This is a genomic window from Gallaecimonas pentaromativorans (genome assembly GCF_003751625.1).
In the GTDB taxonomy this organism is placed as follows: Bacteria; Pseudomonadota; Gammaproteobacteria; order Enterobacterales; family Gallaecimonadaceae; genus Gallaecimonas; species Gallaecimonas pentaromativorans.
Window position 1 is genome coordinate 78,807 of record NZ_RJUL01000004.1, and the last position, 22,298, is coordinate 101,104.

General features: G+C 59.1%; 27 protein-coding genes. 21 read left to right on the top strand and 6 right to left on the bottom strand.

Features of this window, described 5'->3' with window-relative positions:
* Positions 1-87: 87 nt before the first annotated feature.
* The 13 genes from EDC28_RS08400 to EDC28_RS08460 are packed head-to-tail and all read left to right on the top strand — an operon-like array spanning position 88 to position 10,597.
* Positions 88-1,032 carry a YbgA family protein gene (locus EDC28_RS08400; protein ID WP_123421303.1) on the top strand — a complete coding sequence of 315 codons (945 nt, stop codon included), beginning with the start codon at positions 88-90 and terminating at the stop codon, positions 1,030-1,032.
* Positions 1,022-1,732, top strand: a complete 711-nt coding sequence (locus EDC28_RS08405; RefSeq protein WP_123421304.1) for a MerR family transcriptional regulator — start codon at positions 1,022-1,024, stop codon at positions 1,730-1,732. Before EDC28_RS08400 ends, EDC28_RS08405 begins: the two co-directional genes overlap by 11 nt.
* Complete coding sequence (phrB, locus tag EDC28_RS08410; RefSeq protein ID WP_123421305.1) at positions 1,729-3,117, top strand: deoxyribodipyrimidine photo-lyase; 1,389 nt, start codon at positions 1,729-1,731, stop codon at positions 3,115-3,117. Before EDC28_RS08405 ends, phrB begins: the two co-directional genes overlap by 4 nt.
* Complete coding sequence (locus EDC28_RS08415; protein WP_123421306.1) at positions 3,117-3,545, top strand: nuclear transport factor 2 family protein; 429 nt, start codon at positions 3,117-3,119, stop codon at positions 3,543-3,545. Before phrB ends, EDC28_RS08415 begins: the two co-directional genes overlap by 1 nt.
* Positions 3,542-4,261, top strand: a complete 720-nt coding sequence (locus EDC28_RS08420) for an SDR family NAD(P)-dependent oxidoreductase (protein WP_123421307.1) — start codon at positions 3,542-3,544, stop codon at positions 4,259-4,261. The genes EDC28_RS08415 and EDC28_RS08420 overlap by 4 nt, the downstream gene beginning before the upstream one ends.
* Positions 4,258-5,490, top strand: coding sequence for an NAD(P)/FAD-dependent oxidoreductase (locus EDC28_RS08425; protein ID WP_123421308.1), 1,233 nt, complete (start codon positions 4,258-4,260; stop codon positions 5,488-5,490). Before EDC28_RS08420 ends, EDC28_RS08425 begins: the two co-directional genes overlap by 4 nt.
* A complete protein-coding gene (locus EDC28_RS08430; RefSeq protein ID WP_123421309.1) occupies positions 5,487-6,215 on the top strand; it encodes a DUF1365 domain-containing protein in 729 nt (242 codons plus the stop codon). Before EDC28_RS08425 ends, EDC28_RS08430 begins: the two co-directional genes overlap by 4 nt.
* On the top strand, positions 6,212-7,453 hold the full coding sequence (locus EDC28_RS08435; protein WP_123421310.1) for an SAM-dependent methyltransferase: 1,242 nt from the start codon (positions 6,212-6,214) through the stop codon (positions 7,451-7,453). Before EDC28_RS08430 ends, EDC28_RS08435 begins: the two co-directional genes overlap by 4 nt.
* A complete protein-coding gene (locus EDC28_RS08440; RefSeq protein ID WP_123421311.1) occupies positions 7,438-7,917 on the top strand; it encodes a DUF2878 domain-containing protein in 480 nt (159 codons plus the stop codon). The genes EDC28_RS08435 and EDC28_RS08440 overlap by 16 nt, the downstream gene beginning before the upstream one ends.
* Entirely contained in the window at positions 7,914-8,360 is a 447-nt protein-coding gene (locus EDC28_RS08445) for a chalcone isomerase family protein (RefSeq protein ID WP_170164068.1), read from the top strand. Before EDC28_RS08440 ends, EDC28_RS08445 begins: the two co-directional genes overlap by 4 nt.
* Positions 8,360-8,878 (top strand): DUF3833 domain-containing protein, encoded by a 519-nt coding sequence (locus EDC28_RS08450; protein WP_123421313.1) that lies wholly within the window; start codon positions 8,360-8,362, stop codon positions 8,876-8,878. The genes EDC28_RS08445 and EDC28_RS08450 overlap by 1 nt, the downstream gene beginning before the upstream one ends.
* A gap of 31 nt (positions 8,879-8,909) precedes the next feature.
* Positions 8,910-10,076 carry a methyltransferase gene (locus tag EDC28_RS08455; protein WP_123421314.1) on the top strand — a complete coding sequence of 389 codons (1,167 nt, stop codon included), beginning with the start codon at positions 8,910-8,912 and terminating at the stop codon, positions 10,074-10,076.
* Positions 10,076-10,597 carry an AraC family ligand binding domain-containing protein gene (locus EDC28_RS08460; RefSeq protein ID WP_123421315.1) on the top strand — a complete coding sequence of 174 codons (522 nt, stop codon included), beginning with the start codon at positions 10,076-10,078 and terminating at the stop codon, positions 10,595-10,597. The genes EDC28_RS08455 and EDC28_RS08460 overlap by 1 nt, the downstream gene beginning before the upstream one ends.
* Here EDC28_RS08460 and EDC28_RS08465 read toward each other — a convergent pair.
* Positions 10,594-11,010, bottom strand: coding sequence for an acyl-CoA thioesterase (locus tag EDC28_RS08465; RefSeq protein ID WP_123421316.1), 417 nt, complete (start codon positions 11,008-11,010; stop codon positions 10,594-10,596). The two genes, EDC28_RS08460 and EDC28_RS08465, sit on opposite strands and share 4 nt — an antisense overlap.
* Before the next feature lie 97 nt (positions 11,011-11,107).
* Positions 11,108-13,003: a methyl-accepting chemotaxis protein gene (locus EDC28_RS08470; protein ID WP_050658109.1), complete on the bottom strand. Its 1,896-nt coding sequence runs from the start codon at positions 13,001-13,003 to the stop codon at positions 11,108-11,110.
* A 159-nt stretch (positions 13,004-13,162) separates the two neighbouring features.
* Between EDC28_RS08470 and EDC28_RS08475 the strand changes: the two genes are divergently transcribed.
* The 3 genes from EDC28_RS08475 to EDC28_RS08485 all read left to right on the top strand — a co-directional run bounded on the left by EDC28_RS08475 (position 13,163) and on the right by EDC28_RS08485 (position 15,049).
* Positions 13,163-13,663, top strand: a complete 501-nt coding sequence (locus EDC28_RS08475; protein ID WP_050658110.1) for an MgtC/SapB family protein — start codon at positions 13,163-13,165, stop codon at positions 13,661-13,663.
* Complete coding sequence (locus tag EDC28_RS08480) at positions 13,660-14,493, top strand: NAD-dependent epimerase/dehydratase family protein (protein WP_123421317.1); 834 nt, start codon at positions 13,660-13,662, stop codon at positions 14,491-14,493. The genes EDC28_RS08475 and EDC28_RS08480 overlap by 4 nt, the downstream gene beginning before the upstream one ends.
* A gap of 70 nt (positions 14,494-14,563) precedes the next feature.
* Positions 14,564-15,049 carry an aminoacyl-tRNA deacylase gene (locus EDC28_RS08485; protein WP_050658112.1) on the top strand — a complete coding sequence of 162 codons (486 nt, stop codon included), beginning with the start codon at positions 14,564-14,566 and terminating at the stop codon, positions 15,047-15,049.
* A gap of 26 nt (positions 15,050-15,075) precedes the next feature.
* On the opposite strand, the gene efpL is transcribed toward EDC28_RS08485, so the two are convergent.
* Both efpL and EDC28_RS08495 read right to left on the bottom strand, forming a co-directional pair.
* Positions 15,076-15,645 carry an elongation factor P-like protein EfpL gene (efpL, locus tag EDC28_RS08490; protein WP_123421318.1) on the bottom strand — a complete coding sequence of 190 codons (570 nt, stop codon included), beginning with the start codon at positions 15,643-15,645 and terminating at the stop codon, positions 15,076-15,078.
* Positions 15,646-15,702: 57 nt separating this feature from the next.
* A complete protein-coding gene (locus EDC28_RS08495; RefSeq protein ID WP_050658114.1) occupies positions 15,703-16,200 on the bottom strand; it encodes a DUF3592 domain-containing protein in 498 nt (165 codons plus the stop codon).
* A gap of 121 nt (positions 16,201-16,321) precedes the next feature.
* Here EDC28_RS08495 and EDC28_RS08500 point away from each other — a divergent pair, with 121 nt between their 5' ends.
* Entirely contained in the window at positions 16,322-17,134 is an 813-nt protein-coding gene (locus EDC28_RS08500; protein WP_123421319.1) for a M23 family metallopeptidase, read from the top strand.
* On the opposite strand, the gene sbcB is transcribed toward EDC28_RS08500, so the two are convergent.
* Positions 17,131-18,546: an exodeoxyribonuclease I gene (sbcB, locus tag EDC28_RS08505; RefSeq protein WP_123421320.1), complete on the bottom strand. Its 1,416-nt coding sequence runs from the start codon at positions 18,544-18,546 to the stop codon at positions 17,131-17,133. The genes EDC28_RS08500 and sbcB overlap by 4 nt on opposite strands.
* A 309-nt stretch (positions 18,547-18,855) precedes the next feature.
* Between sbcB and EDC28_RS08510 the strand changes: the two genes are divergently transcribed.
* The gene (locus tag EDC28_RS08510; RefSeq protein WP_050658117.1) at positions 18,856-19,281 is read left to right on the top strand and encodes a hypothetical protein; all 426 of its coding nucleotides are present in this window, start codon (positions 18,856-18,858) and stop codon (positions 19,279-19,281) included.
* A 42-nt stretch (positions 19,282-19,323) separates the two neighbouring features.
* Here the strand turns inward: EDC28_RS08510 and EDC28_RS08515 are convergent, their stop codons facing one another.
* On the bottom strand, positions 19,324-19,611 hold the full coding sequence (locus EDC28_RS08515; RefSeq protein ID WP_123421321.1) for a hypothetical protein: 288 nt from the start codon (positions 19,609-19,611) through the stop codon (positions 19,324-19,326).
* A 129-nt stretch (positions 19,612-19,740) separates the two neighbouring features.
* Here EDC28_RS08515 and EDC28_RS08520 point away from each other — a divergent pair, with 129 nt between their 5' ends.
* Genes EDC28_RS08520 through EDC28_RS08530 form a run of 3 tightly spaced genes read left to right on the top strand, consistent with a single transcriptional unit; the run spans position 19,741 to position 22,292 of the window.
* Positions 19,741-19,995: a hypothetical protein gene (locus EDC28_RS08520; RefSeq protein ID WP_050658119.1), complete on the top strand. Its 255-nt coding sequence runs from the start codon at positions 19,741-19,743 to the stop codon at positions 19,993-19,995.
* Between the two features lie 51 nt (positions 19,996-20,046).
* The gene (locus EDC28_RS08525) at positions 20,047-21,249 is read left to right on the top strand and encodes a TolC family protein (RefSeq protein ID WP_123421322.1); all 1,203 of its coding nucleotides are present in this window, start codon (positions 20,047-20,049) and stop codon (positions 21,247-21,249) included.
* Complete coding sequence (locus EDC28_RS08530) at positions 21,246-22,292, top strand: efflux RND transporter periplasmic adaptor subunit (RefSeq protein ID WP_123421323.1); 1,047 nt, start codon at positions 21,246-21,248, stop codon at positions 22,290-22,292. The genes EDC28_RS08525 and EDC28_RS08530 overlap by 4 nt, the downstream gene beginning before the upstream one ends.
* Positions 22,293-22,298 lie beyond the last annotated feature (6 nt).

A 22,298-nucleotide genomic window follows, 5' to 3' on the forward strand; every position in this document is an offset into this window, starting at 1 on the left:
GATCCACCACTAAGTTGTACCCGTATGCGATATCAATGCTGAAAACCTATACATAAATTAATATCTGTATAGATAACTGGGGGTGCTATGGAGATCAAAGTTGGCGTTAGTGCCTGTGTGATTGGCCAACAGGTGCGGTTTGACGGTGGCCATAAGCTGTCGCGTTTTATCAGCGACGAGCTGGGCCGCCATTTTCGCTTTGTGCCGGTTTGCCCGGAAATGGCCATCGGCATGGGCTCGCCCCGGCCCACCATTCGCCTGGTGGGCGACCCGGAACACCCCAGGGTGCAAGGCACTAAAGGCCCCGAGCTTGACGTGACCGAGCAGCTTAAGGCGTTTGCCGATACCGCGTTGCCGGGCATGAGTGAGCTAAGTGGCTACCTGCTGTGCGCTAAATCCCCCACCTGCGGCATGGAGCGGGTGCGGGTTTATCGCCCTGACGGCGAAGGCTTGGGTAAGGTTGGGGTGGGGGTATTTGCCAAAGCCCTGATGGCGCGCTTTCCCAACCTGCCGGTAGAAGAAGACGGACGCCTTAACGACCCCTTGCTGCGCGAAAACTTCGTGCTGAGGGTGATGGCCTATCACCAGTGGCAGCAACTGCGCCAAGACGGGCTGACCCTCGCTAGGCTTATGGCCTTTCATCGCCGCCACAAGTTCTTGCTGCTGGCCCATAACCAACCGGTTTACCGCGAATTGGGCCCGATGCTTGCCGCGGCGGACACGGCCACCCTCAAGGAGGTGGCAGAGGCTTATATCAGCCGCTTCATGCAGGCCCTTCAATCCCCGGCCAGCCGAAAAGATCACACCAATGTACTGATGCACCTGCAGGGCTTTTTTAAAAAAATGTTGAGCGGCACCGAAAAACAAGAGCTTAGCGAGCTTATTCAGCAGTACCGCCAAGGCCTGGTGCCTCTGGTGGCGCCCCTGACCCTGATTAACCATCACCTGCGGTTGCACCCGGTGGGCTACCTTGCCGAGCAAAGCTACCTCAACCCTTATCCGGCTGACCTGAAACTTCGTTATGGACTCTGAACTTCTCAAAATTGGCGACCTTGCCGAGCGCAGCGGCGTATTGCCGGTGACCCTGCGGGCCTGGGAGCGCCGTTACGGGCTGCTAAAGCCCCAGCGCACCGCCAAGGGCCATCGGCTTTACCCAGCCAGCGAGCTGGCCAAGGTGGCGCAAATTCGCCAGTACCTGGCCATGGGCGTTAGCCTCAGCGATATCAAAACCTTGCTGGCCGGGCTTGGTGAGCCGGTGGTAACACCACTTGCCGAACCGGTATTGGCTCTGGCGCAAAGCCTGAATGTCAAAGCTCTTCGCCAAACCCTCGATAACCTGTTGAAAGAGCAGCCCTTGGGGCTGTTGTGCGAGGCGCTCTGGCAGCAGCTTCAGCAGTGGCCAAAGGGGCCTTTCTCAAGCGCCGGCCAAGGGCTTTTAGAGGCCGAACTTAGCCTGCGCCTTAGCGCCATCAGCCGTTTGCAGCAGCCGCAAAAAAGGCCGGTTGCGCTGTTGGCCGGCACTATGGCGCCGCTGTGGCGGTTGATGGTGCTGGCACTGTTGTCTCAGCGCTATCAGGTGGTGGACTTGGGGCCTCACTTTTCTGACCGCGAGCTGCAACTGGCCCTTAATGCCATCGAGCACCAGCAGCTATATCTCGGTGCCATCAAAGGCTCGCTGCCGGCCCACCAATCGGTGCTGCCGGGCGCCTTTTCTCTCAAGGAGTGGTTATGACCGCCCTGGTCTGGTTTCGAAACGATCTTCGCAGCATCGACAACACAGCCCTTAGCCGCGCCATGGAGGCTGGGGAGGCGAGGGCGCTTTTTATCGCTACCCCCGGCCAGTGGCAGCACCACCACATGGCGCCGGTTAAATTGCGGCTTATCAATCATGCCGTGGATAACCTTGGCGAGCATTTGGCCAAGGCTGGGGTGAGGCTCGATGTGCTGGTGGTGGAAGATTTTGCCGCCGTGCCAGCCGCCCTTGCCACGTATTGCCGCGAGCATCAGGTATCAGCTCTTTATGCCAACCGCGAGTATCTGGTCAACGAGCTGGCCCGAGACAACGCCGTGGCCGAGACTCTGGCTTGCCCCTGTTATTTTCTGGACGATGCCCTGCTGGCCCCCCCCGGCTCGGTACTTACCCAACAGGGCGAGCCCTATAAGGTGTTTACCCCCTTTAAAAAGCAGCTCAAAGACCGCTTGTTGCAACACCTGGGGCAGGTACAGCCGAGGTTGAAGGGCGATGCCATCGAGCCGCCAACAAAGGCGGTCTTCTCAAGCCCCGATTGTGACGCATTGTTGGAAGGTTGGCCGCTGGATGAAGACGCGGCGCTTTTAGCCATGCGCCGTTTTGTCACTGAACGGGCGGCTGATTACAAGACCGAGCGCGATTTTCCCAGCCTCGATACCACCTCAAGGTTGTCGGCGGCGCTCTCCATCGGCCTTATCTCGGTGCGCCAATGCCTGTGGCGGCTTTTGCACGAGCACGGCGATGCAGTCTGGGATGACGCCTCCGGCCCCGGCACCTGGCTTAATGAGCTGATTTGGCGCGACTTTTACCAGCATGTGGCCTGGCATTTCCCCCGGGTGGTCAAAGGCCGGGCCTTCCAGGCCGATACCGACGCCATTGCCTGGTCTTATAACGAGGCGGCGTTCAAAGCCTGGTGTGAAGGGCGGACCGGCTATCCCATCGTCGATGCCGCCATGCGCCAACTGGTGGCCACCGGATGGATGCACAACCGGCTGCGGATGATCGCCGCCTCCTTCTTGGTCAAGGATCTGCAGCTCGACTGGCGCCTGGGGGAAACCTTTTTTATGCGCCATCTTATTGATGGCGATTTTGCCGCCAACAACGGCGGTTGGCAGTGGGCGGCCAGCACCGGCACCGATGCGGCGCCGTATTTTCGCATCTTTAATCCCACCGAGCAGGGCAAACGCTTTGATCCTAAAGGGCAATTCATCCGTAACTGGGTACCGGAGCTGCAAAGCGTGAGCGACAAATATTTGTTTGAGCCAGCCGCTTACCCCGGCGCACTCGACTACCCGCAGCCCATCGTCAATCACAAAGAGGCAAGGCTGAAAACCCTGGCCCTGTTCAAGGCCATCAAGGAGGGCTGATGGACGCCGCACTGACCCGGTTCTTAGAGACCTACCAGCGCCTGGACAAGCACAATCTGGCAAGCCTTGGCGATATTTACGCCAAGGGTGTGCTGTTTGAAGATCCCGCCCATCGCCTGCAGGGCCTGGCGGCGCTGCAAGGTTACTTTGCTTCGTTGTATGAAAACGTCAGTGCCGTGCAATTTGCCTATGCCGCGCCTTGGCTGCACGGCGAAAAGGCCCAGGTGCAATGGACCATGACCTTAACCCACCCGCGCCTTGCCGGTGGCCGGCCGGTGGCGGTGGAAGGGGTCAGCCTGCTGCGCTTTGCCGGCTCCGGCAAGGTGGAGCATCACCGGGATTACTTTGACTTGGGCGCCATGCTTTACGAGCAGCTGCCGCTGTTGGGCCCGGTAGTCAAAGCCGTTAAACGCAGGCTCGCCTCATGAAAGTGCTGATAACGGGCGCCACCTCCGGCATTGGTTGGCAACTGGCCCACGATTATCTGGACGAAGGCCACGACGTTATCGCCGTAGGCCGCAAGCGTCAGGCCCTGGCGGTGCTTAAAGACAAGGGCGCCAAGGTGCTGGCACTGGATTTAACCGACCGACAGGCAACCCTCGACGGCCTGGCTGGGCTTGGCCCACTCAACCTTGCCATCCTCAACGCCGGCACCTGTGAATACCTCGATATGCCCGATTTCGACTCGGCCGCCTTTATCCGGGTGATGCGGGCCAATGTGGAGTCCATGGCCATTTCCATCGAAGGGGTGCTGCCCTGCCTTATCGGTTGTGAAGGGGCAAGATTAGTGGGGGTGGCTTCGGCGGCTGCCTACCTTCCCTTGCCAAGGGCCGAAGCCTACGGCGCCTCCAAGGCGGCTATTCGCTACCTGTTCGACACCCTGGATATCACTCTTGCTCGCCAGGGGGTGGCGGTGAGCACCGTGTTCCCGGGGTTTGTCAAAACCCCCTTAACCGACAAAAACGACTTTGCCATGCCGATGCAGCTTTCTGCCCAAGACGCGGCGCGCTACATCCGCCGGGGCATCGACAAGGGCCAGCGCCATATTCACTTTCCCAAAGCCTTTACCTGGACCCTGCAACTCTTGGGGCTACTGCCTCAGGGACTGTGGCGCCGGCTTGCCAAAAGGATGATAAAAGCATGAAACGTATTGCCGTTGTGGGGTCCGGTATCGCCGGCATGACTGCTGCCTATTACTTGTCGCGCCAGCATCAGGTGAGTCTCTTTGAAGCAGGCACCCGCCTTGGGGGCCACACCCATACCGTGGACGTGGCGGTCGATGGCGAGAAGAGCGCCATCGACACCGGCTTTATCGTCTTTAACGACCGCACCTATCCCAACTTCCGGCGGCTGCTGGCCGAGCTGGGGGTGGCCTATCAGCCCACCGAGATGAGCTTTTCGGTGCGTAATGACGGCGCCAACCTCGAATACAACGGCCATAGCCTTCGCACCCTCTTTGCCCAAAAGCGCAACCTGCTGCGCCCGGCATTTTGGCGCCTTATTCGCGACATCTTGCGCTTTAACAAGGCGGCCAAGCTGGAGGCCGCCAAAAGCGGCAGCCAAACCCTGGGCGACTTCCTAGCCGAGGGGCAATTCGGGCCGCTTTTTATCGACAACTACCTGCTGCCCATGGGCGCTGCCATCTGGTCCATGGGGCTCGATGAAATGCGCGATTTCCCGCTGAGCTTTTTTGCCCGCTTTTTTGAAAACCATGGCCTTTTGGATGTGGCCAACCGGCCGCAATGGTTCACCATCGTAGGCGGCTCGCGCCAATATATAGCGCCGCTGACGGCGCCTTTTAAAGACAATATTCACCTAGCGACCCCCATCAACCGTATCGAGCGCCTAGGCGGGCAGGTGCGGCTTATCAGCGACGGCAAGGATTGGCTGTTCGACGAGGTGGTGCTGGCCTGCCATGCCGATCAGGCCCTGGCCATGTTGGCGGCGCCGAGCGCGGCGGAAAACCAGGTGCTTGGCGCCCTGGGCTTTAACGACAACGACGTGGTGCTGCACCTGGATACCGGTCATTTACCCAAGCGCCAAGCAGCCTGGGCCAGCTGGAATTACCGCATGGGCCGCAGCCGCCAAAAGGCGGTGCTGACCTACCAGATGAACATCCTGCAATGCCTGGATAAGCGCCACCAATACCTGGTGACCCTAAACGACGAAGTGGATGAGGCCAAGGTGCTGGGCCGTTACCGTTACAGTCACCCGGTTTACACTTTGGCGGCCATCAAGGCCCAGCAGCAGTGGCGCGATATCTCCGGTGTCGACGGGGTGCATTACTGCGGCGCCTATTGGTTTAACGGCTTTCATGAAGATGGTGTCAATAGCGCCCTGAGGGTATGCAGCGCTCTTGGAGTGAGCCCATGACCAGCGCCCTTTACACCGGCCAGGTACGCCACCGCCGGCATCTGCCCAAGGTGCATGGCTTTAGCTACCCCTTTTTCATGTGGTATCTCGACTTAGACGAGCTACCGGGCGAGGAGGGCCGCTGGTTCTCTTGCCGCCGCTTTGCCCTGGCGCGGTTTTACCGCCCCGATTACCTCGGCGCCCCAGACCTGCCCCTGGCCGATGCCCTGCGAGAAACCTGGCAGTCGCAAACCGGCAGCGCCCCCGAGGGTAAGGTGTATGGCCTTTTAAACCTGCGCACCCTGGGCCTTTACTTCAGCCCGGTTAATTTCTATTACGGCTTTGACGGCCATGGCGAGCTCACCCATTTTTTGGCCGAGGTGTCCAACACCCCCTGGAATGAGCGCCACTGCTACGGCCACCGGGTGGTGGATGGCAAGTTGCCGGATCACCCCAAGGTCTTTCACGTATCCCCCTTTAACCCCCTAGAGCAGCAGTACCGCTGGCGTATCAAGGCTCCCGGTGAGCAGCTTTTTGTGCACCTTGAGAACCATGACCCCCGTGGCCACGTATTTGATGCAACCCTGGCCTTAAAGCGCCATGCGCTGAGCCGCCAGCATATTCGCCGCCAGTTGCTGCGCCGCCCGGTAATGACCCTGACCGTGGTATTGGGCATCTACTGGCAGGCCCTCAAACTCGCCATCAAAGGCCTCAAATTTTACAGCCATCCCAAGGAGACGGCATGACTGAACCAGTAGCCGCGGCCATTGCCGCCGACCTTCCGCTTTCGCAGCGCCTTGCCCGCAAAATCGTGCTGGGGCTCTTGGCCAAGCTGGAGTACGGCACCTTGCGGGTAAAAGACGGTGAAGCCGAGCTGCAATTTGGCAGCGGCCAGCCGGTGGCAACCCTTGAAGTGCTGGACAGCGCCTTTTACCCGCAGCTACTTCTTGGCGGCTCCATTGGCGCCGGGGAGGCTTATATTGCCGGGCTGTGGCGCTCAGACGATCTCACCAGTCTGGTGCGAGTCATGGTGCTCAACCTGCCGCTTTTGGACAGCCTTGAGCGGCGCCTGGGGTGGGTCACCTGGCCGCTGCAGCGGCTCAAACACCTTGTTAACCGCAATAGCCGCCAGGGCTCGAAAAAGAACATTCTTGCTCACTACGACCTGGGCAATGTGCTCTACAAAAGCTTTTTGGACCCGAGCCTGATGTATTCCTCGGCCCTCTATCCCCACGCCGAGGCGAGCCTTGAAGAGGCCCAGCAGCATCGGCTGGATGTGATTTGCCAAAAGCTGGACCTTAAACCGGGTGACCATCTGCTTGAGATAGGCACCGGCTGGGGCGGCCTTGCCCTTCATGCGGCCAGGCACTTTGGCTGCAAGGTCACCACCACTACCATCTCCGATGCTCAGTTCCAAGAAGCGAGGGAGCGGGTAAAAGAGGCCGGGCTTGAAGGGCAAATTACCTTGCTGACCCAGGATTATCGCGACCTAGACGGTCAGTACGACAAGCTGGTCAGCATCGAGATGATTGAAGCGGTAGGGCACCGCTACCTGCCGGCCTTTTTTGAAAAGTGCCAGTCCTTGCTTAAACCCGACGGCGTGATGCTGCTCCAAGCCATCACCATCAGCGACCAACGCTACGACAGCTATGCGCGCTCAGTGGATTTTATCCAGCGTTACATCTTCCCCGGTGGCTGCCTGCCGTCTAACAGCCGAATGCTGGGCCTGATGGCCAGGCACACCGACTTTGTGGTGCGCGACCTCAAAGACTTTGGCTTTGATTACGCCCGCACTCTAAAAGAGTGGCGCCAGCGTTTTCATCACGGCTTTGAAGGGCTGCGCCCCCATGGCTTTGACGAGCGCTTCAAGCGGCTGTGGGACTACTACCTCTGCTACTGCGAAGGGGGGTTTTGGGAGCGGGCCATCTCGGTGGTGCATCTGGTGGCCACCCGCCCCGGTAACAGGCAATGCATTGGCTGCTAAACCTGCTGCTCTATCAAGGCGCCTGGTTGGTCGCGGTGCTGGCCAAAAGCGCCTGGCCGGTGTTGGCAATATTGGCGCTGCACCTGTGGCTCAGCAACCAGCGCCGGGCCGATAGTCGGCTGATGCTGCTTTACATGTTCATCGGCGCTCTGGTTGACGGCAGCTTAAGCCTGCTGGGGCTCTTTGATTTCGGCCCCGGGGTCTATTTAGTGCCGCTGTGGCTTGTTGCCCTTTGGGCGGCTCTTGCCATGCTCCCCAACCATAGCCTTGCCTGGCTCAAAGGCAGGCTTTGGCTCAATGTCTTGCTGGGCGCCCTGGCCGGGCCCTTGGCCTATTGGGGCGGGGTGCGCCTGGGGGCGGCCCAGTTTGGTTGGCCTTTAATGCCAGCCATAGCCACCCTGGCTTTGGTGTGGGCGGGTTTATGGCCCGGTTTGATGGCGCTGGCAAAGCGGGAGGCGGTATGAGAACGCTGTGGCTTTTATGCCTGCTGGCCATGCCAGCCTTAGGGCAGTGGCAGCTTAAAGGGCAGGGCCGCTTTGAGTATCTTTTTTGGGATATCTACGACGCCCGCTATTACACCGGTCCGGAGGCCCAGGCGCTTTCGCTTCATTATTTACGGGACATCAAGGGCCAGGACATCGTCAAGCAAACCGCCAAAGAGTGGCGCCATCTTGGCCTTTATCGCCAACCTTGGCTGGACTGGTTTGCCGAGTATTGCCCTGATGTGAAAAAGGGCGACACCCTGCGCCTGGAAGTTACCCAAAGTGAAAGCCGCTTTTATCTCAACGGTGAGCTGCTGGCCAGCAACGCCGACCCTGACTTTGGCCCGGTCTTTCTGGCCATTTGGCTGTCGCCCAAAACCCGGGCCCCTGAACTACGCCTGGCACTGCTGGGCAAGGAGGATTGATGCGCGTTTTATTACTAAGCCTTTGCCTACTGCTGGGGGGCTGCGCCGCCGGCATCGAGGATTACCAAGGCACTAAGCCTGCCCTTGAGCTGGATAAATTCTTTAACGGCAAGGTGCTGGCCCATGGCATGTTCCAAGACTACAGCGGCAAGGTCATCAAACGCTTCACCGTGGTGGTTGAGGGTAAATGGCAGGGCAACACCGGCACCTTGGATGAGCACTTTACCTACAGTGACGGCAGCACCCAGCGCCGGGTCTGGACACTCGAAAAACTGCCCGGCGGCCAATACCAGGGCCAGGCCAGCGACGTGATAGGCACCGCCAAGGGCAAAGCGGTGGGTATGGCCTTTCAGTGGGGCTACACCTTGCGCCTGACCATGGATGACGGCGACACCCTGGATGTGACCATGGACGATTGGATGTACCAGCTCGATGAGCGGCATTTGATGAACCGCACCACCATGAAAAAGTTCGGCCTGGCGGTGGGGGAAGTCACGCTCTTTTTCGAAAAGCAGTAAAATGGCCGGCCGTTACGTATAATGCGCCGCCATGCAAAGCCACCTTGACCAATTTCACGCCTTAAGCGAGCTGCTTTCCCGGTACAAAGGGGACTGGCAGTTGATGCCCTTTACCCAGGCCACCTGGCCCTGGCCCGAAATGGCAGGCCTTGAGGCCTTTAGCGCCGACGAACTGGACGGCCTCGACCTCGATGGCCAACGGGCTCTTATCGAGCCGTATCGGCCTGGGCTTTTTGCCTGGATGCAAACCGAGTTGGGCGCTTTTGCCGCCGAGGGCCCCGAGCCCCTTGCCCGGCTTTCGGTGGGCATGAAGGGGCGAAAATGGCAGCAAATTACCGATTTTAGCCAGGCGGTGCGCCCAGTCGCATCGGTGCTGGAATGGTGCGCTGGTAAAGGCCACCTGGGCCGCGTTTACGCCAGCCAAGGCCATGCTGTAAAGGCCCTTGAGCTGCAAGCGGACCTTTGCGAGCAAGGGCGCGAGCAGGCCCGGCATTGGCAGCTGGACCACCAGTTTGTGTGCGCCGACGCGTTGTCGGCAGACGCGGCGCAGTATGTGCGCCAAGACCAGCACGCCATGGCGCTCCACGCCTGCGGGGATTTACACAGCCGGCTTTTACAGCTTGCCGTAAAGGCGGGCACTGAGGCGGTGAGCATCTCGCCCTGTTGCTATCACCTTATTGCCACCGAATACTACCAGCCGCTATCAAGCGCTGGGCGCCAATGGGATCTGACCCTTACCCCCTTTGATCTTCGCCTGCCGCTACAAGAGCTGGTGACCGGCGGCGAGCGGGCGAGTCGCCTTCGCCACCTCGAGCAGCAATACCGGCTTGGCTTTGACGCCCTGCAACGGGCGCTGACTGGGGTGAATGCTTATCTGCCGGTGCCCAATGCCCCCAAATCACTTTTTACCGGCGATTTTGCCGGTTTTGCCCGCTGGGCCGCCGACAAAAAAGGTCTGGCGTTATCCGCGGGCATCAATTGGCAGCATTACCTGGCCCTTGGCCAGGCGCGCCAGCAGGTGGTCAGGCGCATGGACTGGGTACGGCACTGGTATCGAAAACCCCTGGAGCTGTGGCTGCTACTGGATAGGGTCTGCTTCTTGGAAGAAGCGGGCTACCAGGTAAGCCTTGGCACCTTTACCGACAAACAGCACACCCCACGTAACGCCCTGATTGACGCACGAAGAGGACGCTTCTGATGTATCTGCCTTTAACCCTGCAACAGCAACGGCTGACCCTGGCCCGCCTGTCGGCCCGCCAGCGCCTGGTGACCGGCACCCTTATCGGCTGGGAAGAAGGGCAAGGGGTGGTGCGCCTTGGCAAGGGCTACCACTCGCTAAAAGCCGGCGATCTGTTATGGCTACCTGCCGATACCCTGTTTGCGCTTGGCGCCGGTAGCGACAGCGCCTTTAGCCAATTGTGGGTGTCGGCAAGGCTGCCTTTGGCGCTGCCAAACCGGGCCGGGCTTATCAGCGACCCTTGGCTCTTGGACACCTTAAAACGGGCAGGGCAGGCCAATCAGCAGCAAAGTGCCCTGTTGCTGTCGGCCTTGGCTGGCGAGCTTGCCAAGGCCCGCACCCAGCCCCTTGCCAAGGCGCTGGATTGGCCGGTAACCAGCGGGCCCTTGGCCGATCTGCCGCTCATTGAAGCCGGGCGCCAGGGCCAGCATCAGCAGCAGCGGGATATCGACCCAAGACCACTGGCGCTGACCCCGGCTTAAAGCAGGGCTTTAAAGGCCTCTGGCACCGCCACGGCGCAGCGCTCGGCGGTGTTGAAAAACACGATGCCGACTTTAGCGATGGCCACCGGTTGGCCGTCTTGGCGGGATAAGCGCTGAAACACTTCTACCCCTTTGCGGCCCATCTCGCCGACGGCAAGTTCCATGGTCAGTTGCTCGGGGTAGAAAGCTTCTCCTAAATAGTTGACCACCAGCTCCGCCACCACTTGGGCGGTGCCTCCGATGTTCCCCTCCCCAAGGCTATGGCTGGCAAGCCATTGGCAGCGTCCTTCGTGCAGCAAGGTCACCAGGGTGTCGTGGCCAAGGTGTTGGCCGTAGTTGATGTCGCTGATGCGAAGCGGCAATGCGCACTGAAAGAGAGTGGTATCGGGGAAGGTCAGTTGTACTCTGGCCATGCACAGATCCTTTTGGCAAAAGCTCAGGCTAAGCGATTGGCGAGTAATAAAAAAGGCACCATAAGGTGCCTTTTTACAGCGGCTAGGTGCTGCCTTTTTAGAGCTGGAACTTGGCCACTTCTGTCGCGACCTGCTGGCCAAGGGCGCGGAGCTGGTCGGCTTGCTGCGCCGCCTGGTGGCTGGCGGTAGACATCTCGTCGCCGACGCCGCGGATGATCTCGGTGTTTTTGCTGATCTCCTGGGTCACCGAGGTTTGCTCTTCGGCAGCCGAGGCGATTTGCGCCGCCATGTCGTTGATCTGATTGATGGCGCCCAAGATCTCGCCAAGGCGTTGGTTGGCCGCTTCGGCGTCGGTGACGCTCTTGTCGGCCATCATCCGGCCCTTGTCGGTGGCGTCCACCGCTTTGCTGGCGGCCCCTTGCAGCACCTCAATCATGCCCTGAATTTCCTGGGTAGAGCTGTGAGTGCGCTGTGACAACACCCTGACCTCGTCGGCCACCACCGCAAAGCCGCGGCCCTGATCGCCAGCCCTTGCCGCCTCAATGGCGGCGTTCAGCGCCAGCAGGTTGGTCTGTTCGGCAATGCCACTGATGGTGGAGAGGATGGAGGTAATGTTCTGGGCATGCTGGTTCAGGTCGCCAATGATGCTGTTGGCGCGAGACACTTCTCCGGCCAGGCCTTCGATGGAGCGCTGGCTTTGCTCTACCTGGCGACGGCCTTCTTCGCTAAGGCCTACGCAGTTACGGGCCGACACCGCCGTTTGTTCGGCGTTACCGGCAATTTCCTGGGTGGCGGAGGCCATTTCGGTCACGGCGGTGGCCACCATATGAATTTCGGTCTGGTGGCGCTGGATACGGTCGTTTTGGCTGCGGGCGCCCTTCGCCGTTTGCTCAGCCTCGGCCAGCAGGCCTTGGGAGGCGTCTTTGAGCCTTGAGATAATACCGTGCAGCTGCTCCACAAAACGGTTGAAGCTTCCCGCCAGACGGCCAATTTCATCCTGGCTGTTAACCTTGAGGCGAATGGTAAGGTCGCCATTACCATTGGCGATGGCGTCAAGGTTCTCGGTGATATCAGACAAGTGGCTTAGCAACATGCGGATAAGCCAGGACAACACCAATCCCACCACCACCAGTATCAACAAGCTGATCCCAAGCTGGGTATAGAGTTGTTTACGAAGTGGTGCCATCAGGGTGTCTTTATCCATCACCAGGATAAGAGCCCAGTTAGTGCCGGGAATACTCTCGGCAAAGAGATAGCGCTCTCGGTTGTCGAGCCTTCTTTCTTGCAAGGCGTGGGTTTTTAACAACGCATCAAGACCACTGCCGGTAAATTCGGGCGTAATATCCGACGCCTTTTTGGAGCGGCGACTTTCATCGGGGTGGGCGATCACCTGGTCGCTTTTATCCACCAGTACCGCGTAACCGTTGCCGGGGATCTTAAGGGCGTTAGTGTGCTCGGTCAGCTGCTCGAGCCGCAGGTTCCCCCCCACCACGCCGATTATCTCGCCGTTTTTCCACACCGGTTCGGCCACAGTAACCACATATTGGTTGTTAGTGGCAGAAACAAAGGGTTCGGTGATGAAGCTGCCACGAACGGCCATAACACCTTTGTACCAGGCCCTGACCCTCGGGTCGTAACCGGCCTTGTTGGCAATGGTGGGGTCGTTGCGGTACATGCCGCCATCGGGAGTGCCAAGGTAGGTGAGCGAGAAGCCTACCCCTTCCTTGGCCTGATCCAAAAAGACGTAGCTGGGGATGTCGGGGTGGTCGGCAATGGATTTCGCCGTTTTCACCATGGTCTGGCGCCGGTCTTGGATCCAATCGCCGACGCTGGCGCTAAAGGTGTTGGAAAAAAGGTTGACCTCTTCTTCCAGCGAACTGTTGATGTTTTTTTGCAAGGCGCTAAGGCTTTGCCAAAGCACCGCGATAAAGAAAACGATGAAACAAAGGCCGGTTATGGCCAGGATCTTCAAACGTAAGGACCAGTTATTCATCTTGTTACCCGTGCGGCGCTATGTACCCCTGATTATCGGCACTGGGCTTAACTTTCTTTACGTTAAGGGAAAGAATATTTTCAGTTTTGCCATTTGCGGTTACATTGGCCGCCCCCCAAGGCGACCGGGCCAAGGAACTTACTTTTTGGAATAAACATCATGTGGCCAGAACTTTTAGATATAGCCCCGTTCAGTTGGGCAGACATCCTGATGTGCGTGCTGTGCGGCGCCGTTGTGGGGCTTGAGCGCCAGCTAAGAGGCAAGCCGGTAGGCATCCGCACCTCGGCATTGGTGGTGCTGGGCACCTATTTTTTTGTGGCCTCGGCTTTGTCGGTCACTAACGAAAGCTCCGACCCGTCGCGGATCATCGGCCAGGTGGTGACTGGTGTCGGCTTCTTAGGGGCCGGGGTGATGATGTCCCGTGACGGGGTAGTGGTAGGGGTCACGTCGGCCGCCGCCATCTGGGCACTGGCCAGTATCGGGGTGGTTATCTCCCTTCATCATGACTTTACTGCCCTGAAACTGTGCCTGGTGGTGGTGGCGGTACTGACCGGTGTGGACATTTTGGAAAACAGCTTCCAGTCCCTTCGCCGCGGGGTGCACCAACGCTACCAGAGCTGGCGGCAAAAGCTGCCCAAAGAGCCCTGGGAGGGGCAATGACCCTCTTGGTGACCGGCGCCAGCGGCCGCCTTGGCCGCGAGGTGGTACGCCAGGCAAGGGCCGAGGGCAGGGCGGTGCTGGGGCTGGATATCACCCCAAGTGACACCGCAGAAGCCTTTGATTTACGCAAAGACGAGTTGGCGCCAAAACTGGATGGGGTAACGGCGGTTATCCACTGCGCCGCGCTGCACGGGCGGCATCTTGACTTGGGTTTGAGCCGCCAGGCCTTTATCGACACCAACATCAGCGCCACCTTGCGTCTCATTGAAACGGCCAAACAGGCCGGCGCCAGCCGCTTTGTCTACACCAGCACCACCTCTATTTACGGTAAGGCCATGGTCGATGCCGACAAAGCGGTGTGGGTCGATGAAAACCTGGCCCCCAAGCCTAGGGACATCTACGACATCACCAAGCAGGCCGCCGAGGCCCTGTGCGCCGATGCCTTTGCCCCAGGTTTTGTTACCACGGTACTGCGGGTTTCCCGCTTTATGGACGAAAGCGCCAACCAGATTGCCAACTACCGGCTGTACCGGGGTCTTGACGAGCGAGACGGCGCCGCCGCCCATCTGCTGGCTGCCAGCGCCCCGCTTAGGGCCTTTGAGTGCTTTAACGTCTCCAACCGCTCGCCTTTTGGGCGGGACGATGTGGCCGAGCTTAAACGCAACGCCCCGGCGGTTATCCGCCGCTACTACCCCGAGGTTGACGCCTGGTACCAGGCGCGGGGCTGGCAGCTACCGGCCAGCATCGATAGGGTCTATGACATCAGCAAAGCCCGCCGCCTTTTAGGCTATGCGCCAAGGTTCAACTTCGAGGTGCTGGCCGTGCCCTAAAGCCCTTTGCGGCGCGCCAGCAAAGGGCCACACCTATACTGAATGCTGGGCGTTGACGAAGGAGGTTGTGATGAGCATGTCAGAGTCCCTGCGCAATTACCTCGCTGTCAGAAAGGTGCGTGCCGAGCACATCCACCATGCGTACAGTGAAGGTGCGCTGCAAAGCGCCATTGCCAGCCAGGTGCCGTTGAAATACATGGCCAAGGCGGTGGTGCTTGAAGATCACGAAGGCCGCCAGATCATGGCGGTAGTACCGGCCAGCCACAAACTCAGCTTGTCCAGGGTCAGGGCGCTATTGGACAGGGATTGCCGGTTGGTGTCAGAACGTGAGCTGGCCGAGCGTTTCCGCGATTGCGAACTGGGCGCCATTCCGGCCCTGGGCGAAGCGTTCTCGATGGAAACCCTGGTCGACGAGTCACTGTGGTGGCGAGACGATATCTTCATGGAAAGCGGCGATCATAAGGATCTGTTGCACATTAAAGGTGAACATTTTAGGGCCCTGCTACCCCATGCCAAGCAGGGCGCCATCGCCTTTGAAGAGCAGCAATGGCATTAAAAAAGGGCCGCTAGCGGCCCTTTTCCTTACTCGGCGCGGCCCATGAAACGCCGCTCCGTGGTGTGGATCTTCACCTTATCCCCCACCTTGATGTATTCCGGCACCTGAATGGAAAGCCCAGTGGCAAAACTGGCCGGCTTGGTGCGGGCGGTTGCGGAGGCGCCTTTCATTTCTGGCGTGGTATCCAATACCACCATTTCCACCGACTGGGGCAGCTCCAGGCCCACGACCTGGCCGTCTACCAGCAGCAGCATGATGCCTTGGGTGTTTTCGTCCAAGAACAGCAGTTCGTCCTGGATGTCGGTAGACTTGATGGGGTATTGGGTGTAGTCGGCTTGGTCCATGAAGATGTGCTCGTCGCCATCAACGTAGGAGAGCATTGCGTTGGCCCGCTGCATGTCGACGGTGGTCAACAGATCGTCGCCCTTAAAGCGCTCTTCAACCTTAAGGCCGGTTTTCAGATCGGAAAACCGCATTTTATACAGGGTGGCCGCGCCGCGGGCCGAGGGGTTTTGCACCTCAATTTCCCGCACGATAAGCAGCTTGCCGCCCAGTTCGACCACCAGGCCTTTTTTGATTTCGTTTGCCCTTGGCATAAGGCACCTCACACAAATGGATGGCGCATCTTATGCCAGGAGCGGCCTGGCCGACAATCAGCTCTTGCTGCGTTTAAGCCAGATGTAGATGAGCGGGCCAAAGCCGAGCAGGGCGGAGAACAGCAGGAATACCCCTTCGAGGATCACCGGCAGCCAGAAGGCGTTAAAACCGGCCAGGCGGGCATTGGCGGGTTGATTGGGCATGTAGTAGAGCCAAAGCCGCTCACCCACCTGGGGAGGAACGGCAAAGGGGTTGTATTCGGTCAGATCGCTTTTGGAGATGAATTCGTGCCAGTGGCCTTTTTTATCGTTGTAATAAATGGCCAGTTGCAGTTTTTCTTTCATGCCGAAGCGTTGCGGCAGGTGACGAATAAGGTGCTGGCGCACCACGCCTCGGGTTTTTTCGGCGTGATCGAGCCAGCTGACCCGGTCGTGGACCGACAGGCTGAACTTGATGGCCATCAATACGGCGATGACGGCGAAAACCACAAAGGGCACCAGCAGCAGATGCGGTAACCAGCGGCCTTCGTTGTTGTTTTGATTGTCGCTTTGCATTGAGGGTCAAGCATGTTTCGATAACAGTGAACGAGTAAACCATATTTTCAGGCCAAGTTCACGCCCGGCGTTAAGCTACATTCGCTTAACAAAGTAGTTGATCTTTCAAGGTTTTAAACCCATGTTGCGCCGATATTTTTGGCTTTTTGCATTGCTGTATGCCAAACCGCTGCTGGCCTGTAGCCAGGAGCCGGTGTGCGTACAAATGCAGGAGCTGGGGCAAGAGCTCAAACTGGTGGCCAGTAACCATTCCTCGGCGCCGGTGACGGTCAGGGTTGATGCGGTGCTGTCGGGGCTGAAAGCAAGCCCAGGCTTGCCAGCGGTGATGGAGCTGGGGCCAAAGCAGCAAAAGACGCTGCAGACCCTGACCATCATCGCGCCCTGGAAGCTCCACTACTGGTCTCGCTGGTCGCGCGGCTCGGTCAGCGCCCGCCAAGACCAAGACGCCCGCTATCGGCTGCCTTGGCAAACCGGGCGTTATAAGGTGCTGCAGAGCTGGGGCGGCATGTTCAGCCACGATGAGCCCTTTAGCTTTTATGCCGTGGATTTTGCCATGCCAGCAGGCACGGTGGTGACCGCTGCCCGGGCCGGGCGGGTGGTGGCCATGAAAATGGACTCAACCAAGGGTTGCGCGTTCGCCCGCTGCGCAGGAGATGCCAACTACCTGGTGCTTGAGCACAGCGATAAAACCCTGGGGGAGTATTTTCACCTGCAACCCGGCAGCGCCTTGGTGCGAATTGGCCAGTGGGCCAGGGTTGGCACGCCCTTGGCCCATTCCGGCAATACCGGGTTTTCTACCGAGCCGCACCTGCACTTTGTGGTGAAAACCGCAGGGGAGGACGGTCGCCCTCATTCCTTGCCGTTTGTGTTTGCCACCCAACAGGGAGACATCTCTAGGCTAAGCACCGGCCAGGGTTATAGCCCCAGCCCTTAGAGGGATTGAGCGTATTGGTAGAGGCTCTTGAGGATACCCATGGCCTTGGCGTCTTCGGCGCGCTCCTCGGCCAGCTGCTCAAGCTCCACCATGAATTCCTGTAGCCCAAAGCCGCGGCTGCCTTGCATCAACACCTCTTCGCGGTAGCGCTGCCAGCGCAGCTGCTCCTGTTCGCTAAGGGTTTGGGCGAAATAACGCGCCCGGTAACGGAACAGTAAGGTGTTAAGGCGATCATCCTTAAACTGAATGCCGCTAAGGCGGTTAGGATCTTGGTTTTCTCTGACCAGGGCCATGGCCGCTTTGTCGGCGTCAGAGATAAAGCCACTGTAAAGGGCTTCTTCTGCGTCCGGGGTAGGATAGTCCCCTTCCTGTGCAAACAGGGCGCCCAGCTTTTCCCGAAGTTCCGGGTGCTGCTTTAGCAGCTCAAGGTTATCGCGGCAACGAGCCCGGTCGATACCAAGGGCATCGGCCCGCTCTGGCCCCAGGGTCTTGGCGGGCGCCAGGATAGGGCACTTGTTGATGTGCACCAGTTTTACCGGCAGCCGCGACTGGCCTTCATCGAGATCGGCAGTTTTGGTGTAAAGGCGCTCAACCAGCGCCTGGCCGTCGAGCTCCAGCAGCGGCGTCAGATCGCCATTGAGATCCACCACCACCACCGCATTTTTATTGACCGGGTGCCAGGCCATGGGCACCACATAGGTGGTGCAGCCCTGGGCGGCCGAAAAGCGGCTGGAGGTATGCACCAGAGGCTGGAGATTGATGATGTCGATAAGCTCGGCCACTGCCTGCTTGCGCCGCAGCTTGAAAAAAAACTGGTACAGCTTGGGTTGGTGCTGGCGAATGAGCTTGGCAAGAGCAATGGTGGCTTCCACGTCGCTTAAGGCATCGTGGGCCTTGCTGTGCGCCAGTCCATTGGCCTGGGACAGGGCCTCGAGCTTGAAACTGGGCAGGCCGTCTTCGTTTTCGGGCCAGATAATGCCGTCTGGGCGCAGTGCATAGGTAGCCCGGGTCATGTCGATAAGATCCCAGCGGCTGTTGCCATGCTGCCATTCGCGCTCGTACGGATCGTAGAAGTTGCGATAGAGCATGAAGCGGGTCACTTCATCGTCAAAACGCAGGCTGTTGTAGCCCAGGGTACAGGTTTGTGGCTGGCTCATCTGTTGGTGGATAAGCCGGGCAAACTCGGGCTCGGCCATGCCTTGCGCCAGGGCTTGCTGCGGCGTAATGCCGGTAATGAGGCAGGCCATGGGGTGGGGCAGGTAATCGTTACTGGGCTGGCTGAACCAGACTTTGGGCTCATCAATGATGTTGAGATCTTCATCGGTACGGATAGCGGCAAACTGGCAGGGCCTGTCCCTTTTGGGATTGGCACCGAAGGTTTCAAAGTCGTGGAATAGCAAGCTTGCGGTCATGGGTAGGGGAAGTCTGGCCAAAAGGGCAGTCTAGCCTAAACACAGTGTAGGCCCAAGGCGCGACGAATTTCGGGCGAAAAAAAAGGCCGCAGAGGTGGGAAAAGCGGCCTGAATAAGAGGGGTCTCGACAGGGTCGATTACCTTGCTTGCGAAATTCATTCTACGCAGGGAGGCAAAGTTGAAAAGTGTGAAGCTGCGCGTCGTTTAACGGGTGTTCAGTATTAGTGGAAGAGCAATTTGTTACATCTTTAACTATATTTGCCTAGGTGTTTTACATCCGCAATTTCAACGGCAAACACAGGGTGATATATGGACTTACGCTTGTTGTTGGCAGCCGCATTCTCTCTGGCCTACTGCAGCTTTATCGGCCTGGTCATGGAACACTACTACAGCAACCGTCAGGGCTACGAATTTGTGGACTGGCGGTCATTGGCCGCAAGCAAATGCGAAGACCATCTTCGCAAACGCCTCAAAGATCCCCTGGCTCGCCAGTTCTCGGTATGGAGCAGCAATATTGCCGAGCTGGACGAGCGCCGCTTCTGGGTGTCGGGGACTTTGTCTGTGGAGAACTACCTGGGGGAGTGGCAGGACGCCAGTTACCGCTGCGATCTGGAAATCTCATACAAACTGACCGACCCCTTCGACAACCAGTTCTGGTTGGTCAACGCCATTGATACCCAAAACGATGCCAGCCTTCTTCGCCTGACACGGGTCGAAGTGCCGTACCTAAAATAAACCTTGCAAGCATCCAAGGCCGCCTTAGGGCGGCCTTTTTTGTTACTGGGATTTGGGGTCTTGCTTGAGGGCCAGGAGGTCTAGGTGAGTCAGCTGCAGCTCGTCACGCTCATCGATGGTGAACTGGCAGATAAAATTCACCGGGCCCTTGCTCACCAGCGCCTTACCGCTGACCACCAACACCAGATCCCGCTGCTCGACATTGATGGCATCGGTTCTGACCATGCCCAGCCTTGCCCTGACTGCCATTTCACAGACGCGGGTTGCCTTGGCTCGATAGGGAACAGGGGCGGTGGCCATCTGGCTGGCCAGCAGCAGTGCGCTCAACATCAACGGACTTCCTCTTTCTTGGCTCGGGGACATTTGCTAGAGTCCCTGCCCATGCAGACTACGCGAACTCTTCAACAATGGCGACGCATCTGTACTTGCGTCCTTGCCCTGTTACTGGCTTTTCAGTCAGTGCTGGCCGTTGCTGACGTAGTGGCGCCGCTTAACGCGCCTGAAACTGCAACAGTGCAACAAGCCGCACTGGGCGATGCCGACGGCCTCGTTCACCACCATTGCTGCCATTGCCATGGCGGCCACACCATGACCCCTGGCGAACTGTGGAAAGCCGCCCCCGTTTTTGTTGAAAAGCCTCGCCAAACCGGCGCGGCCTTTGTGTCTTTGCACCCCGACTCGCTGTTTCGCCCTCCCATCCTCCTTCTGGTTTGAGCCTTAACGGGCGTTTTTCGCCCAACTGTTCAACCGATGTGAGGACACTTCATGTCTTTGTCTTTTGTACGGCTGGCCCTCTATGGGCTGGCGGCTGCGGCGTGCTTTGGCGCGCAGGCGGCGGATTTTGCGAGCTGGCTTGACCGCCAACTCTTGGCGCAGCCGGCGGTTATTGCCGAGCAGCAGCGTTTACTAGCAGCCAGGGCCGAGGCCGACGGCCTAGCTAAACCCCTCTATAACCCGGTGTTGTCAGCCTTTGGCGAGAAAAACGGCAACGACAACAATGTCGCCCTAGGCCTTGAACAAACCTTGGATTGGTGGGGGCAAGGGGACAGCCAACAGCAGGAAGCGAGGCTTACCCGGGTACAGGCTACCTTGGCTTTCGATGCCAGGCTCCAGCAACAAAAAGCCAAGGTGCTCGCTGCCATGGCGCGGTTTTTAGCGGCGGCCGATGAGCAGCAACTGGCCAAGCAGCAGCGCCGCTATCTGGGCACCTTGCTGGCACTGGTGAAAAAGCGCCAGGTCGCCGGGGATCTTGGGGTAGTGGATGCCGAGCTTGCCCGCTTAAACCTCAGCTCCCGCCTAAAGGCCCTGGCCGATGCCGATGCAGCCTATGAAGAGGCCCGCGCTGAGCTTGAAGCCTTGTTGCCCAACGCAAGCGTGCAAAAAAGTGTGGAGCTTGACGGCTACCTGGCGCGCCTTCGCCTTCCCGAAGGTGAAGAGTGGCTCGCCCGTCATCCTGCCGTAGCTCTCGCCAAAGCCCGCTGGCAGCTAAGCCGCCAGCAGGTTGAAACCCGGCGCCGGGCGGTAAAAGCCAAACCGACAGTGGGGCTCAGTGCCGGCCGTGACGGGGGCAGTAGCAGCGTCGAGGTTGGGGTTTCCATTCCTCTAAACCTTCGCAACGACTTTCAAAGTGACGTGGCCGCCACCGGCTACCAGGCTTTGGCATCGGAGGCTGCCTACCAGCAGCAATACCTTAACCAGCGTGCCGCTTGGCGCGCCGCCAAAGGCCGCCTGGCAAGCTATCAGCGCCATTACCGCCAATGGCAGCAGTGGCGCGAGCAAGATGTGCAGCCCCGCCTTGAACGTTTTTGGCGGCAAGGGGAACTGGCTACCGCCCAGTACCTTCAGGGGCTCAATGCCCTGGCCCAAAGCCAAAGTGACGGTATCGCCCTTGAGCAACAAACCCGCCTTGCCCTTATCGATGCCTTGGCCCAAAGCGGCCAACTCTCTGTCAAAGGAGTGACGCTATGAAAGCTTCACTGATTTTTTTGCTGCTGACTTTCGCCCTGTCTGCTCAAGCCGAAGAAGGCATCACCTTAAGCCCCGAGCAACAGGCGGCCGTGGGCATTGAAACCCGCGCCATCACCCCGGCGCCGGCCCAGTATCGGTATCTGGTGCCAGGGGAGGTGTTGGTGGATCAGTACCGCAGTTACCTTGCCTCCCCCCGCTTGCCCTCTGTGGTGCTAAGCCGCCACACCGCCCTTGGCGACCACGTCGTTAAAGGTGCGGTGCTGGTCACCCTCTTTAGCGCCGAGCTTGCCGAGGCCCAGGGCGATTATCTCTCGGCCCGGCCTGAGTGGCAGCGAGTCAAGGGGCTTGGCAAAGCGGCGGTGGGCGAGCAGCGCTTTGTGGACACCAAAAGCCGCTTTGACGCCAGCCTTGCCAAATTGCGCGGCTATGGCCTGGATGAGGGCGACATCGCGGTTACCCCCTTGGGCCAATATCCGCTTCGCTCGGCAATAGACGGCGTGGTGCTATCTGACAGCTTCCAGCAAGGCCAGGCCGTGGCCCCCGGTGAGGCGCTGGTCCAGGTGGCCGATGAAGCGTCCCTTTGGGTGCAAGCCCAGTTACCCGGCACCAGCACTCTTGATATTCCCAAAGGCACCAAAGCCTTGGTGAGCACCGGCGACACCGCCTGGCCTGCCTCGGTAAGCCAGGCCGGCCATACCCTGGACCCGGTTACTCGCACCCGTACCGTGCGCCTTTCCCTGCCTAACCCCCAACATGCCCTTCACGCCGGCATGTATGTGGATGTGGCCTTTCTCTTTGAGACCCCTGCGCCGGTGATGGCGCTACCCCAGGAGGCCCTTATTCGCAGCAGCGACGGCGACTGGACCGTCTTTGTAGAGCCCGAGCCTGGCCACTTTGAGGCAAGGGAGGTCACCCTCGGTAAGGTGCTTGACGACCAGCAACAGGTACTGGACCTTGAGCCCGGCACCAAAGTGGCGGTCAAAGGCGCGTTTTATATCGCCTCCGAGCTCGCCAAGGCGGGCTTTAGTGCTCACAACCACTAAGGGGCC

What these genes read in the sequence shown, in the direction of transcription:
- EDC28_RS08450 (WP_123421313.1), top strand. Translation starts at nt 8,360, where the DNA reads ATGCGCGTTTTATTACTAAGCCTTTGCCTACTGCTGGGGGGCTGCGCC.
- EDC28_RS08500 (WP_123421319.1), top strand. Translation starts at nt 16,322, where the DNA reads ATGTTGCGCCGATATTTTTGGCTTTTTGCATTGCTGTATGCCAAACCG.
- EDC28_RS08475 (WP_050658110.1), top strand. Translation starts at nt 13,163, where the DNA reads ATGTGGCCAGAACTTTTAGATATAGCCCCGTTCAGTTGGGCAGACATC.
- EDC28_RS08420 (WP_123421307.1), top strand. Translation starts at nt 3,542, where the DNA reads ATGAAAGTGCTGATAACGGGCGCCACCTCCGGCATTGGTTGGCAACTG.
- EDC28_RS08405 (WP_123421304.1), top strand. Translation starts at nt 1,022, where the DNA reads ATGGACTCTGAACTTCTCAAAATTGGCGACCTTGCCGAGCGCAGCGGC.
- EDC28_RS08435 (WP_123421310.1), top strand. Translation starts at nt 6,212, where the DNA reads ATGACTGAACCAGTAGCCGCGGCCATTGCCGCCGACCTTCCGCTTTCG.
- EDC28_RS08440 (WP_123421311.1), top strand. Translation starts at nt 7,438, where the DNA reads ATGCATTGGCTGCTAAACCTGCTGCTCTATCAAGGCGCCTGGTTGGTC.
- EDC28_RS08465 (WP_123421316.1), bottom strand. Translation starts at nt 11,010, where the DNA reads ATGGCCAGAGTACAACTGACCTTCCCCGATACCACTCTCTTTCAGTGC.
- EDC28_RS08400 (WP_123421303.1), top strand. Translation starts at nt 88, where the DNA reads ATGGAGATCAAAGTTGGCGTTAGTGCCTGTGTGATTGGCCAACAGGTG.
- EDC28_RS08415 (WP_123421306.1), top strand. Translation starts at nt 3,117, where the DNA reads ATGGACGCCGCACTGACCCGGTTCTTAGAGACCTACCAGCGCCTGGAC.
- EDC28_RS08430 (WP_123421309.1), top strand. Translation starts at nt 5,487, where the DNA reads ATGACCAGCGCCCTTTACACCGGCCAGGTACGCCACCGCCGGCATCTG.
- EDC28_RS08455 (WP_123421314.1), top strand. Translation starts at nt 8,910, where the DNA reads ATGCAAAGCCACCTTGACCAATTTCACGCCTTAAGCGAGCTGCTTTCC.
- EDC28_RS08515 (WP_123421321.1), bottom strand. Translation starts at nt 19,611, where the DNA reads ATGTTGAGCGCACTGCTGCTGGCCAGCCAGATGGCCACCGCCCCTGTT.
- efpL (WP_123421318.1), bottom strand. Translation starts at nt 15,645, where the DNA reads ATGCCAAGGGCAAACGAAATCAAAAAAGGCCTGGTGGTCGAACTGGGC.
- EDC28_RS08445 (WP_170164068.1), top strand. Translation starts at nt 7,914, where the DNA reads ATGAGAACGCTGTGGCTTTTATGCCTGCTGGCCATGCCAGCCTTAGGG.
- phrB (WP_123421305.1), top strand. Translation starts at nt 1,729, where the DNA reads ATGACCGCCCTGGTCTGGTTTCGAAACGATCTTCGCAGCATCGACAAC.
- EDC28_RS08480 (WP_123421317.1), top strand. Translation starts at nt 13,660, where the DNA reads ATGACCCTCTTGGTGACCGGCGCCAGCGGCCGCCTTGGCCGCGAGGTG.
- sbcB (WP_123421320.1), bottom strand. Translation starts at nt 18,546, where the DNA reads ATGACCGCAAGCTTGCTATTCCACGACTTTGAAACCTTCGGTGCCAAT.
- EDC28_RS08525 (WP_123421322.1), top strand. Translation starts at nt 20,047, where the DNA reads ATGTCTTTGTCTTTTGTACGGCTGGCCCTCTATGGGCTGGCGGCTGCG.
- EDC28_RS08460 (WP_123421315.1), top strand. Translation starts at nt 10,076, where the DNA reads ATGTATCTGCCTTTAACCCTGCAACAGCAACGGCTGACCCTGGCCCGC.
- EDC28_RS08510 (WP_050658117.1), top strand. Translation starts at nt 18,856, where the DNA reads ATGGACTTACGCTTGTTGTTGGCAGCCGCATTCTCTCTGGCCTACTGC.
- EDC28_RS08470 (WP_050658109.1), bottom strand. Translation starts at nt 13,003, where the DNA reads ATGAATAACTGGTCCTTACGTTTGAAGATCCTGGCCATAACCGGCCTT.
- EDC28_RS08425 (WP_123421308.1), top strand. Translation starts at nt 4,258, where the DNA reads ATGAAACGTATTGCCGTTGTGGGGTCCGGTATCGCCGGCATGACTGCT.
- EDC28_RS08530 (WP_123421323.1), top strand. Translation starts at nt 21,246, where the DNA reads ATGAAAGCTTCACTGATTTTTTTGCTGCTGACTTTCGCCCTGTCTGCT.
- EDC28_RS08495 (WP_050658114.1), bottom strand. Translation starts at nt 16,200, where the DNA reads ATGCAAAGCGACAATCAAAACAACAACGAAGGCCGCTGGTTACCGCAT.
- EDC28_RS08485 (WP_050658112.1), top strand. Translation starts at nt 14,564, where the DNA reads ATGAGCATGTCAGAGTCCCTGCGCAATTACCTCGCTGTCAGAAAGGTG.